A 12,161-nucleotide genomic window follows, 5' to 3' on the forward strand; every position below is an offset into this window, starting at 1 on the left:
GAACCGGCCCAGATCAAAGCCGGACAGGTATTTGCCCTGGTGGTGGAAACGGCCACCACCCCTTATACCTGGGAAGAAACTGTTTATGAACAGCAGCCTGATGGCAGTGTTGTAGAAAAGAAAGTAAGACGAAGTCGGCCCTGTCCGGGAGCAAAATATGTACAGGCCCGCTTTCCTGATGGACAGCAGGTGCTGCTGGAACCGACAAATCCGGCCGGGACACCGGCTAACACCTGGCAATTGCCTGTTAATCCCCGGTCGAAAAACAGAGCTCGCATCCATTTCACTGATCCCTATTTACCGGATGGACTTTATCCGGTTACCATTATCGCTGGCGGGGCGGGGGATAATGGTAACCTTTCGGCCCGCACGGTGATAAAAGTGGTGATTAAGGGCAGTATACTGGAAGGAATTAAGAGCAGATTGACATATTGAAAAAAATCAAAAGAGGTCCCTTGCATTACATGCAAAGGACCTCTTTTCTTGTCTTAAAAAAGGCAAAATCGGCTTTGTTTATACTTCCATGATGATGGGCAAAATCATGGGTCTTCTCCTGGTCTTTTCATAAAGATATTTACCGATGCTGTCTCTAATTCCGGCTTTGATCGAAGCCCAATCAGCATTCCCTCTGACCTGGGTCTTCTCAATCGCGATCTTCACCTTCTCTTTGGCTTCTTCCATTAGCTTTTCCGCCTCACGGACATAGACGAAACCTCGTGAAACAATATCTGGACCTGCTACAATGGCACCGGTCTCTTTGTTCATTGTCACCACTACAATCAAAATCCCATCCTGGGCCAACTGCTTTCTATCCCGCAATACAATATTTCCCACATCGCCTACACCCAGGCCGTCAACCAGTACTTTACCGGCAGTGGTGCGACCTGCCACCCGTCCACTTTTGCGTGTAAACTCCAGCACCTGACCATTTTCAGCCACAAAGATATTGGCTTCATCCATTCCCATTTCTTTTGCCAGCTGGGCGTGTTTAATCAAATGGCGATATTCCCCATGTACCGGGACGAAAAACTTAGGCCTAACCAGGTTGAGCATCAGTTTTAGCTCCTCCTGGCTAGGGTGCCCGGAAACGTGAATACCGGAAAACTTTTCGTAAATTACTTCCGCCCCTTGTTTAAACAGGCTATTGATTACACGGGAAACCATGCGCTCATTTCCAGGGATGGGAGTAGCTGAAATAATTACCGTATCACCTGGTAAAATTTCCACTTGACGATGGTCTGCATTAGCCATGCGGGTAAGGGCAGACATAGGTTCACCCTGGCTACCAGTGGTCAAAATCACAACCTCATTGGCAGGATAGTCGTTGATATCATCCAGATCAATCATGATATCTTCCGGATAAGTCAAATACCCCAGCTCTGTGGCAATATTAACAACATTGACCATACTCCGCCCTGAAACAGCAACTTTTCTGCCATATTTGTGAGCCGCATTAATTACTTGCTGCAAACGATGAACATTGGAAGCAAAAGTGGCAACAATTATCCGGTTTTTGGCATTCTGAAAGGTTTCATCGAAAGTCAAACCTACTGTCCGCTCAGACATGGTATAGCCAGGGCGTTCCGCATTGGTACTATCTGCCAGTAAAACCAGAACTCCCTGATCGCCAAGCTCAGCGAATTTATGAAAATCGGTTACTTCCCCATCAACAGGAGTTTGGTCAAACTTGAAGTCCCCGGTATGCACAATCACACCTAACGGAGTTCTGACCGCTATTGCTACCGCATCAGGTATGCTGTGGCTGACCCGGATAAACTCCACTTTAAAAGGTCCGATGGTCACACTGTCTCTGGGTTTTACTGCCACTAACTTGCACTGCCCTAAAATCCCCGCCTCTCTCAACTTTCCCTGCAAAAGCCCTAAAGTCAATCTGGTCCCATAAACCGGCACATTCAGTTGTTTCAAGACATAGGGTAAAGCGCCGATATGGTCCTCATGTCCGTGGGTGAGGACTATCCCCCTGACCATTTCCTTATTTTCCAACAGATAGGTGATATCCGGAATCACAAAATCAATACCAGGCATATCATCTTCAGGAAACATCAAACCTGCATCAATAACCAGAATGTTATCCTCATACTTTACTACCATCATGTTTTTGCCAATTTCCCCCAGACCACCCAGGGGAATTAATGTAATTTTACCCTTGGCCGCAGCCATGGATACACCTCCTGACTTTTCTTTCTCTGCCCATCTTTGTGCCAGGAGAAGCAATCTTTTACCTCAGGTGATTCCGGATATAAGCCGCCCTTGCCACTTCGTAACAATTATACAGGAAAGCCAGTTCATTTACAAGTATTCCCCAAGAAAAGAAAAAAATCCGGGGCACCCCGGTTATAGCAATTTTGCTATTGCTGCTTTTATTTCTTCAGTAGCAGGGACTAAAGGCAGGCGTACACTGCCAACCTGAAAACCTTTAAGAGCCATCGCAGTTTTTACCGGTACTGGATTGGTAGTAATAAACAACCCCTTAAAAACAGGTATCAGTTCCCGATGCAAGCTGGCAGCAGTTTCGATATTGCCAGCAAGATAGCTTTCAATCATTTTTTTCATCTGCAGGCCTACAATATGAGCCGCTACACTAACTACTCCATAACAGCCCAGGCTTAACATGGGTAAAGTCAGACTATCATCACCGCTATAGACACGGAAGTTTGCCGGAACCAGACGTAGCAACTGACTTACCTGATCCAGGTTGCCGGAAGCCTCTTTAATAGCCACAATATTGGACACCTGAGCCAGTTCTGCCACCGTCTCCGGCAATAGATTGATTCCTGTTCTGCCCGGAATATTATAGAGCATAATGGGTAACCCAGTGGATTCTGCTACTGCCCGGAAGTGAGCTTTTAACCCGTTTTGACAGGGCTTATTATAGTAGGGAACTACCAGCATTACCCCATCTACACCCAGTTTTTCTGCTTCTTTGGTCAGAGCTATAGATTCTTTGGTATTATAGGAACCGGTTCCAGCAATAACCCGGGCTTTATTGCCCACCGCCTCCTTTACCGCCGCATAAAGCTTAATCTTTTCTTCTTTAGTAAGCGTAGGGGATTCACCAGTGGTCCCAGTCACAACTATTCCATCACTGCCGTTATCGACCAGGTACTGGGCTATCTTCTGAGCCTCAGAGTAGTTTACTTCATCATTTTCTGTAAAAGGAGTAATCATGGCGGTTATTAACCTGCCAAAATCCATTAATGTTTCCTCCCTTCTTATTGGTCCAAATAAAACTCAGTATGCAAGGCCCGTATTGCCCTTTCCATATCCTGATTTTTGACCAGTACCCAGATGGAGGTATAGGAATCAGCGGATTGCAGGATATTGATCTGTTCTCGATAAAGGGCGCGGGCAATTGCAGCCATTACCCCGGGAATGCCAGTCATACCAGCACCTACCACAGCTACTTTAGCGCATCCAGGGGTGAGATAAACTTGATAACCTAAATTAGCTAAGATGCTATATGCTTTTTCCGCCAGGTCATCTTTTACAGTAAAAGCTACCATTTGCGGATCAGCATTTATGAAATCCACACTGATGCCAGCTTCCGCCATGGCATGGAAGATTTTGTATTGTTCAGTGATGCCGTTTTCCTGAGCAAGGACAACTTTAACCTGGGTAATTCCAGCAATATGAGCTATCCCGGTAATCATTCGCTCTCGTTTAACACCATTATTGCCCTGAGCCTCCTGGTTACCAGTTACCAGTGTCCCCGGATGTTCGGAAAAAGTATTTTTAACCCAGATTGGGATGTTTTTTTGCATAGCAATTTCCACGGCACGGGGATGGATCACTTTGGCTCCTTCCTGGGCCAGCTGGCAAATTTCATTGAATGTAACCACATCCAGCAGTTTGGCTTTATCTACTATGCGCGGGTCAGCAGTCATAATGCCGTCAACATCAGTATAAATGTCAATATATTCGGCATTCAGGGCCACCCCCAGGGCAGAAGCAGTAGTATCACTGCCGCCCCGGCCCAGAGTGGTGATCTCACCTGCTTCAGTCATGCCTTGAAAACCTGCTACTACAGGGATTATATTGCGTTCCAGCAACTGCCGAATTCTTTTGGGTTCTACCCGCAGAATGCGGGCATCACCAAAATGGTCATCGGTAATTATCCCCGCCTGCCAGCCAGTCAGAAAAGAAGCTGCCAGCCCTCGCTCCAATAAGCCTGCCACTAAAACAACCCCGGAAATTATCTCTCCACAGACAGCCAGTAAATCCAATTCCCGCCGTGGCACTTTAGGGTTAGTTTTACGAACCAGATCCAGAAGGGTGTCGGTAGCATAAGGATCACCCCGCCGGCCCATGGCCGAAACGACTACTACCGGCAGGTATCCCTGTCGCACCGCACCAATAATTTTTTCCAGTACTTTTTCTCTGGTCTGCTCATTTGCTACCGATGTCCCACCAAACTTCTGGACAATAATCTTCATAAATTCGCACCTCGTCAAATACAATTATATTTGACCAGGAGTTCCGCTATTTGCACCGCATTTGTTGCTGCCCCTTTACGCAGCTGGTCGGCAACTACCCAGAGATTTAAACCATTGGCAAGGGAATTATCCTCCCGGATCCTGCCGACAAAAACTTCATCCCTATTGGAAGTGAAAAGTGGCATCGGGTACTGTTTTTCCTGGACATTATCAACCACAATAATACCAGGGCTATTGCGCAGTATTTCCCTGGCTTCAGCCGCAGTCAGCTTCCGCTCGGTCTCAATATTAATTGATTCGGAATGGCTGCGATAAACAGGAACCCGTACAGTCGTAGCTGTAACAGCAATATTGTCATCATGCAGAATTTTCTTGGTTTCCCGTACCATTTTCCACTCTTCTTTGGTATAATCCATGTCTTCAAAGACATCGATGTGAGGAATCAGGTTAAATGCGATTGGATAGGGAAACACCTGGGGCGGATACTCTTCCCCCGCCAGTACAGCCTGAGTTTGTTTGGTTAGTTCTTCAATGGCCTCAATTCCGGCACCAGAAACTGCCTGGTAAGTAGAAACAACAACCCTCTTAATTTTAGCAGCTTGATGCAGCGGATTCAATGCCACCACCATTTGAATAGTGGAACAATTGGGGTTAGCAATAATGCCTTTGTGCCATTTTACATCTTCGGGATTGACCTCTGGCACTACCAGGGGTACATCAGGTTCCAGCCGAAAGGCACTGGAATTATCAATAACTACACAACCAGCTTTGGCCGCGGAACGGGCAAATTCCTTACTGGCAGAGCCGCCAGCAAACAGCGCTATATCCACCCCTTGAAAGGATTCATGGGTAGTCTCCTCTACGATATAGCTTTTTCCCTGATATTGAATTTCCTTACCTGCAGAACGCTGGGATGCCAGTAATTTCAGGCCATTGATGGGAAATTCTCTTTCCGCCAGCACTTTTAGAATCTCCTGTCCTACTGCGCCAGTGGCACCTACTACAGCTACATTCAATTTTTTCACGTTCATCCCTCCATCTCTCTCTGTTATTTCGGTGGTCCTAACAAAACAGGCTGGATTTGGCGCCCGTTTAATGCCTCTATAATGGTATCAGGAATAAGTTCCATTTTAGCCACCAGTGAGTTGGGTTTTTGCCAGGGGTTATCCTGACAGAAAGGCACCAGATAGATATTTTTGCTGTTTAATAGTAATCCGATATTTTTAGCATTCATACCCAGTCCATCATTAGTCGAAACTGCAATGACCACCGGGCGGCCATTGCGCAAATGAGCTTTAGTAGCCATCAATACCGGGCCGTCGGTAATGCCATTGGCCAACTTGGCGATAGTATTGCCGGTACAGGGAGCGATCACTATCAGGTCTAACAGCTTGCCAGGACCGATGGGCTCTGCTGTGACTATTTCGTTTATTACAGGACCGCTACAATATTTAGAAAAGCGATTCAGCCAATCTTCTGCCTTGCCGAACTTGGTATCCGTCTGGTATGCCGCTTTGGACATAATCAGAGTGATCTCGGCACCCTCCTGAGCTAGCTGGTCCAGTACCGGTTCTACGGCAGCAAAGGTGCAAAAGGAGCCGGTGATAGCAAACCCGATTTTTTTACCCATGAGACGCATATCAGGCATCCCCCTTTTTAGTCAATCCAAGTTCCTGCATAATGATTTTGGGAATCACCTCAACCAGGATTTGGGCCGCTGTCACCGGTGCCACCTTGCCGGGGAGCCCCGGAGCCAGTACGGCTTTTATGCCGAGTCCGGCAGCAGTTTCAAAATCAACCCCGCCGGGATGGGAGGCCAAATCCAGAATATATGCGTCCGGGCGAACTTTTTTTAATTTTTCCCTGTCCAGCACCAGAGCTGGGACTGTGTTGAAGATAATATTCATACCAGGTAATACTCTGTCGATCTCAGCAAAGGCTACGGGAACATACCCGCATTCATAAATTCTTGCCAGGTCTTTTTGTTTTCTGGCTGCCACATAGGTATGCGCCCCAATGCCTTTGAGCATGCGAGCCAGAGTAATGCCAGTCCTGCCAAAACCGATAACCAGGGCATTAGAGCCATGGATAGTGATCGGTAAGGCTTCCATTGCCATCTGGATAGCCCCTTCAGCAGAAGGAATAGAATTGTAAATAGCAACATCATCTAGTTCCATATACTCGATAACCCGGTGACCAGTGCGTGCTACCAGTTGTTTTAAAGCCTTTTTAATCACTCCCACCAGGATTGGGACCCGTAATGGCAAATGGGCAAGCGTCTCCTCCGTTAAAATTAAAGGAACAGATAAATGGGGAGCGTAAACTCTGCCGCCATCTCCAATTCCTGGTACCGGCAATAACAGCACATCTGCGTCTTTCAGAGCCTCGTGGATGCTGGCAGCTTGAATAATCTTAGGTCCAGATTTAAGATTGGGAACCCCGATGACTTTTAAAATCGCCCCCATTTCCGCCAGGGCATTCACCAGAATAATCTGCCTCTGGTCCCCACCAACTACGGCTATGGTTACCCCGTTTAATACAGGCGTCATTTTTTCCCTCCCTCCCTGAGCCTAAATCCCAATATACTCTCATGGTAGTTGTAGTATATGGTGCTCAGGGAGAAGGCGTGCCTGTTAGAGTTCCAAAAAGTTATCTAAACCGTATATTAAGCCCTGGGTATGATAAATCTGGCGAATACCCAGCAATACCCCGGGCATAAAGGACTCCCGGCTGATGGAATCATGGCGAATGGTGAGGGTCTGGCCTAAACCGCCAAAAATAACTTCCTGATGAGCGACATACCCTGGTAATCGTACGGAATGAATTCTAATCCCACCAAAATTGCCACCACGGCTAGCAGGAATGGTTTCTTTTTCCTCCGGGTGACCCTGAGCTTTTTCGCCCCTGACAGTCATAATGGCTTCCGCTGTCTTGATGGCTGTGCCCGAGGGAGCATCCAGTTTTTGATCATGATGTAATTCAATTATCTCTACATCGGGAAAGTACTGGGCAGCTTTTCGGGCAAATTCCATCATCAGGATAGCACCTAAGGCAAAATTCGGAGCTACCAGGCAGGCAGTTTGATATTGCTGACACCAGCGCTTAATCTCTTCCAGGTCCTGCTGGGAAATACCAGTCGTCCCTACTACTGCTTTAGCCCCATTGGCTAAAATGGTATGTATGTTGCCCATCACATTTTCCGGGCTGGTAAAATCGACCACTACATCAGCTCCAGTGGACCGAATAGTTTCGGCCAAATCATTGCTTACATATAAATCTGTAATTGCAATTTTTTCCTTATTACCGCGTACATCTACTGCTCCCACTAAAAGCAAGTCCGAAGCACTATTTACAGCTTTGATGACTTCCTGGCCCATTTTACCTAATGCACCATTAACTATAACCTTAATCATCTAATCCCTCCTCCTGCTTAATAAAAAAGCGACTGCTGAGTATTTCTCTCAGTAGTCGCCCAATTCCCTATGAGCAGAGTTAAAAGAAATACTCACCTCTGTCCCCCAAATGAGTCAGTGCTCCATTAGGAAACGGGGATTTCCTAATGACAGTCCCGGACATCTTCTGCCCGGTCCCAGCAACAATAGCGCAGATCTATTGTCACTTCGGCGGTCTCCCCTTTCCCCTGACCTCCTCGAGTTCTGCCCTCTCCGTCAGGTTACTCATGAATCCCGCGACCTCTGACTCATCCCTCGTCGAGATGAGGATGATATTTTTTAATTTATATATTAGCATAATTTTTCTCCTCTGGCAAGGCTGGTTAATAGGCGTATTTCTGATAGTTGGGATAAGTATTATCCAGTTCTACAATTACCACTTCACTGCCTATTTTTTTTATCGCCGGCCATGGTATAATCAGATATTGTTTGTCCATCCAAAACCCCAGCATACCACCCCGATTAGGTAAAATAATGGATTCTATCTGCCCGGTTCTGGGGTCGATGACCACATCAGACTCGCCGATGGTGCCCAATCTGGCGCCATCCAGGATATTTATTACTTCTTTGCCAATTAACTCACTCAAGCGCATAATCACTCCCCCTTTGGAATTAAATATATCCAACAGGGGACAAAATTATGCTTTATCTGCCGGTATGACCAAATCCTCCCGTGCCTCGCTCCGTTTGAGGCAATTCATCGGTTATAACCCATTGGCCTTGAACTACTGGGGCAATTACCAGCTGGGCTATTCGCTCTCCCGGCTGGATGGTAAAAGGCTGTTGGCCGTGATTGATCAAAATAACTTTTATCTCACCTCGATAATCAGCATCGATGGTACCAGGGGTATTTAAGCAGGTGATACCATGTTTGGCAGCCAGGCCACTCCTGGGCCGGACCTGAGCTTCATAACCGGGGGGTAAAGCAATGGCAATCCCGGTATCTATTAACCTGTACTGGCCCGGTTCCAAAATAACAGGTGCCGGAATAGCTGCAATTAAATCAGCCCCGGCGCTCCCTTCTGTCATATAAACCGGGACCACATCTAGTGGTAAATCCGTAACTTTTTTCAGGGGGACTTTTATTTGTGCCAAGATTCAATCACCTCTTGGGTACCTTTCGGTCCGATTGCTGCCAATGACCACCCCTGCTGGTACCAGAATTTTGTACCAAGCTGTTTTACCTGTTCCACAGTAACCTGATCTATTTTGGCCAGTACTTCCTCTATTGGTGTAATCCTCCCCAGGGTAAGTTCCAGCTTACCCAGCCTGGACATGCGACTGCTGGCTGACTCCAGACCGAGGACAAAATTTCCTTTAATTTGCTGTTTGGTCCGATGGAGCTCCTCCTCATTTAAATCATTTAACATTTGCTCGAAATTCTCTTTAATTAAAGTTAAGACTTGAGGGATATTATTCATGGTCAAGCCGGCATAAATCCCCAGTATGCCCGTATCCATATAATTACTGGTATAGGAATATACCGAATAAGCCAAGCCTCGTTCTTCCCTTATGCTCTGAAACAAGCGGGAACTGATCCCACCCCCTAGTAAACTATTAAGACAGTGCAGCCCATAAATATCGGGATCTCCTGCTGCCAGACCATAACTGCCCAGGCAGATATGTACCTGTTCAATATCCTTGGTTTTAACCAGTACAGGTTGCTGTTCAAAAGTGTTTTGGCTGGTAACGGTTAGGGCATTTTCCCGCTGCCAGTTAACAAACAACTGGGTAAAACGATTCTTTACATATTCTGGCTCAAAAGAACCGGCAATAGCTATCACAGTGTTTTCAGGACGATAGGTTTGTTCTAAATAGGTCAAAATATCTTCCCGTCTGATGTTATTTATGATTTCTGTTGTACCAATGATCGGACGACCCAAAGCATGTCCGCTGAAAAGCGCTCGGGAAAGCAAGTCATGCACAATATCATCGGGAGTATCTTCATACATTTTAATTTCTTCCAGAATTACATTCCGTTCTTTATCAATAGCATCTGTGGCAAAAAGGGAATTGAAAAACATATCGGTCAGAACATCAATTGCGATATCAATGTATTCATCCAGTACTTTAGCATAATAGCAGGTATATTCCTTGGAAGTAAAGGCATTTAGTTGTCCGCCAACAGCATCAAGAGCTTCTGCCAATGCTTTAGCACTACGCTGGGTTGTTCCTTTAAACATCATGTGTTCAATAAAATGAGAAATACCGTTATTTTGTTCATTTTCTGATACAGAACCAGCTTTAACCCAAATGCCAATGGAGACGGATTTTACCCAGGGTAAGTGTTCATAAACAATCCGTACACCATTGGGCAAAACAATTTTTTCGATCATTCTATATCCTCCCTGAACCCACAAAATTACCTCTAAAAAATTCAACACGATCGAGCAAATTCCTGCTTATGACGACATATTTGTTAATAATTTTCCAATTGATTCAATCTCATAACCTTCCTGTCGGATCTGGTTAATTAAGGAAGGTAACGCTAAAACTGTTGGAGCTGTAGGGTGAATGAGTATTATTCCACCATTACGCAGTTTACGCTTTACCCGTTGTAAAATTATTTCTGGTGCCGGTTTTTGCCAGTCGATGGTATCGATGTTATTGATTACGGTAATATGGCCTGTTTCATAGGCAGTGCTGATAACAAAATCATTAAAGTCACGATAAGGGGGGTGGTAATAAACCGTTGGTTTTCCCGTCAGTCCCCGAAGGATTTCCGCAGTCCGGGTTATATCTTCAATTAGTTGTCTCCGACCCAAACGGGTAGGATAAACATGACGAAAACCATGGTTTTCCACCTCATGGCCATAGGCCACAATTTCTCTTACCAGGTCGCCATTTTTCTGGGCCCATTGCCCTTCCACAAAAAAAGTAATCTTAACATTTTTGTCTTTAAGTACCTTTAATAAAGGCGGTAAATATTCCTCCCCCCAGGCTACATTACACATTATAGCTACCGCCTTTTTATCACTTGGTCCTGATTCAACCAGCCCTTTGGCAATTACTGGTTGCGCCGCTTCTCTGTTATAAAATATAGTTACCAAAAAGATAAGCAAAATCAGTGAAAAAAAGAATAGTTTTTTTTTTCATTCCCAGTTTTCGCCTCCCTCCATTCTATTTTATTATTCTTTACTGTTTACGATGCCAGAAGTTCGTAATTATATCGCGATCAGGATAAAGCTCAATCCGGCCAATGAACTGGTTTCCAAACCAGAACTCCGCTTTTCCTACTGGTTGTTGAGCCTTAACCGGTAACTTAATATTAGGATTGATATATACTCTTTTTATAATCTGATTTTTTTCGGAGGCAGGCAACACCACTTCTATTCTTTTTTTACTGATTACATCAAATTCTAGCGGCCTATTGCCGCCCAGGCGCACTCTTTGCCAGTCTTGGTCAAAATCTACAATAATCTCCTTTGTACACCTTTCTTCAGTAAATCTCTTTAGTTTCAACATGTCACCCCAGCGTTCAGAACTATTTAGCACGATCCCAATAAAATGATGACCATGGGCGTCCCACGCCCCAGCCAGACATTTGCCAGCCAGGCTAGTGGTACCGGTTTTTATACCATAAATTCCCTGGTCACTAAAAAGTAAGCGGTTGGTATTGCGTAAGGTCAGCTTTTTTTCCTCTCCTTTACGCTTTATCATGATTTCTGCCTCTTTCATTCCTGCCAGGGCTTTAAATTCAGGATTACGCATTGCCATCGCTGACCAAACCGCCAGATCATAAGGGGATATGCGATGATTAGCTACTGACAAGCCATGAGTGTTGGTAAAACTGGTACTAGCAAGCCCAAAACCATAAGCAGTGCCATTCATTAGTTGTAAAAACAGCTCCAGGTCACCGGCTGTAGCTTCTGCAATCGCTATGGTAGCATCATTGGCAGAAACGATCATGGCCGCTTTCAATAAATCTTCAAATTTGATTTCATCTTCACTCTTTAGCCCAATGATAGAGCCAGTATTTAAATTTCCAGCTTTCTGTGATACAATCACCACTTTCTTATGGTCGCCAAATCTCAATCCTGTCAGGACAGTTGCTATCTTAGTCAAGCTGGCGGGATGAGCTTGCTTATTCATCTTTTTTTCCCAGATTATCAAGCCTGTATCCATGTCATAGAGAACGGCCTGGGCAGCTTTGAGCTGGAGGGATTGAGCAGCATGAGCACTTTCCACCGCTAAGAACAATATTAAACACAAACTAAACATGACTTTTCTAATCATTTTTATCCTCCTTCCCCTT

The 12,161-nt window shown here is 45.4% G+C and carries 13 protein-coding genes and 1 riboswitch; of the genes, 1 reads left to right on the forward strand and 12 read right to left on the reverse strand.

The window, feature by feature from the left end:
• On the forward strand, nt 1–435 hold a 435-nt coding region (locus tag B5D20_RS13835; RefSeq protein WP_159444461.1), incomplete at its 5' end, for a hypothetical protein.
• Between the two features lie 78 nt (nt 436–513).
• On the opposite strand, the gene B5D20_RS05490 is transcribed toward B5D20_RS13835, so the two are convergent.
• The 12 genes from B5D20_RS05490 to B5D20_RS05545 form a co-directional block, all read right to left on the reverse strand.
• On the reverse strand, nt 514–2,181 hold the full coding sequence (locus B5D20_RS05490; protein ID WP_078665226.1) for a ribonuclease J: 1,668 nt from the start codon (nt 2,179–2,181) through the stop codon (nt 514–516).
• 174 nt (nt 2,182–2,355) lie between these two features.
• Entirely contained in the window at nt 2,356–3,216 is an 861-nt protein-coding gene (gene dapA, locus B5D20_RS05495; protein WP_078665227.1) for a 4-hydroxy-tetrahydrodipicolinate synthase, read from the reverse strand.
• 17 nt (nt 3,217–3,233) lie between these two features.
• Entirely contained in the window at nt 3,234–4,454 is a 1,221-nt protein-coding gene (gene dapG, locus B5D20_RS05500; protein WP_078665228.1) for an aspartate kinase, read from the reverse strand.
• A 14-nt stretch (nt 4,455–4,468) separates the two neighbouring features.
• Nucleotides 4,469–5,479, reverse strand: a complete 1,011-nt coding sequence (locus B5D20_RS05505; protein ID WP_078665229.1) for an aspartate-semialdehyde dehydrogenase — start codon at nt 5,477–5,479, stop codon at nt 4,469–4,471.
• A 23-nt stretch (nt 5,480–5,502) separates the two neighbouring features.
• Nucleotides 5,503–6,093, reverse strand: coding sequence for a dipicolinate synthase subunit B (locus B5D20_RS05510; RefSeq protein ID WP_078665230.1), 591 nt, complete (start codon nt 6,091–6,093; stop codon nt 5,503–5,505).
• 1 nt (nt 6,094) lies between these two features.
• Entirely contained in the window at nt 6,095–7,003 is a 909-nt protein-coding gene (dpsA, locus tag B5D20_RS05515) for a dipicolinate synthase subunit DpsA (protein ID WP_078665231.1), read from the reverse strand.
• An 84-nt stretch (nt 7,004–7,087) separates the two neighbouring features.
• Nucleotides 7,088–7,867 (reverse strand): 4-hydroxy-tetrahydrodipicolinate reductase, encoded by a 780-nt coding sequence (gene dapB / locus B5D20_RS05520; protein WP_078665232.1) that lies wholly within the window; start codon nt 7,865–7,867, stop codon nt 7,088–7,090.
• Nucleotides 7,868–7,974: 107 nt separating this feature from the next.
• Nucleotides 7,975–8,160, reverse strand: a riboswitch (Lysine riboswitch).
• A 69-nt stretch (nt 8,161–8,229) separates the two neighbouring features.
• Nucleotides 8,230–8,499, reverse strand: coding sequence for a YlmC/YmxH family sporulation protein (locus B5D20_RS05525; protein WP_078665233.1), 270 nt, complete (start codon nt 8,497–8,499; stop codon nt 8,230–8,232).
• Between the two features lie 52 nt (nt 8,500–8,551).
• The gene (gene dut, locus B5D20_RS05530) at nt 8,552–9,001 is read right to left on the reverse strand and encodes a dUTP diphosphatase (protein ID WP_200803473.1); all 450 of its coding nucleotides are present in this window, start codon (nt 8,999–9,001) and stop codon (nt 8,552–8,554) included.
• Nucleotides 8,989–10,242 carry a M16 family metallopeptidase gene (locus tag B5D20_RS05535; RefSeq protein ID WP_078665235.1) on the reverse strand — a complete coding sequence of 418 codons (1,254 nt, stop codon included), beginning with the start codon at nt 10,240–10,242 and terminating at the stop codon, nt 8,989–8,991. The genes dut and B5D20_RS05535 overlap by 13 nt, the downstream gene beginning before the upstream one ends.
• Nucleotides 10,243–10,308: 66 nt before the next feature.
• The gene (locus B5D20_RS05540) at nt 10,309–10,968 is read right to left on the reverse strand and encodes a polysaccharide deacetylase family protein (RefSeq protein WP_341429560.1); all 660 of its coding nucleotides are present in this window, start codon (nt 10,966–10,968) and stop codon (nt 10,309–10,311) included.
• A 73-nt stretch (nt 10,969–11,041) separates the two neighbouring features.
• On the reverse strand, nt 11,042–12,142 hold the full coding sequence (locus B5D20_RS05545) for a D-alanyl-D-alanine carboxypeptidase family protein (protein WP_159071880.1): 1,101 nt from the start codon (nt 12,140–12,142) through the stop codon (nt 11,042–11,044).
• Nucleotides 12,143–12,161 lie beyond the last annotated feature (19 nt).

It is taken from the genome of Carboxydocella sporoproducens DSM 16521 (assembly GCF_900167165.1).
GTDB lineage: Bacteria > Bacillota.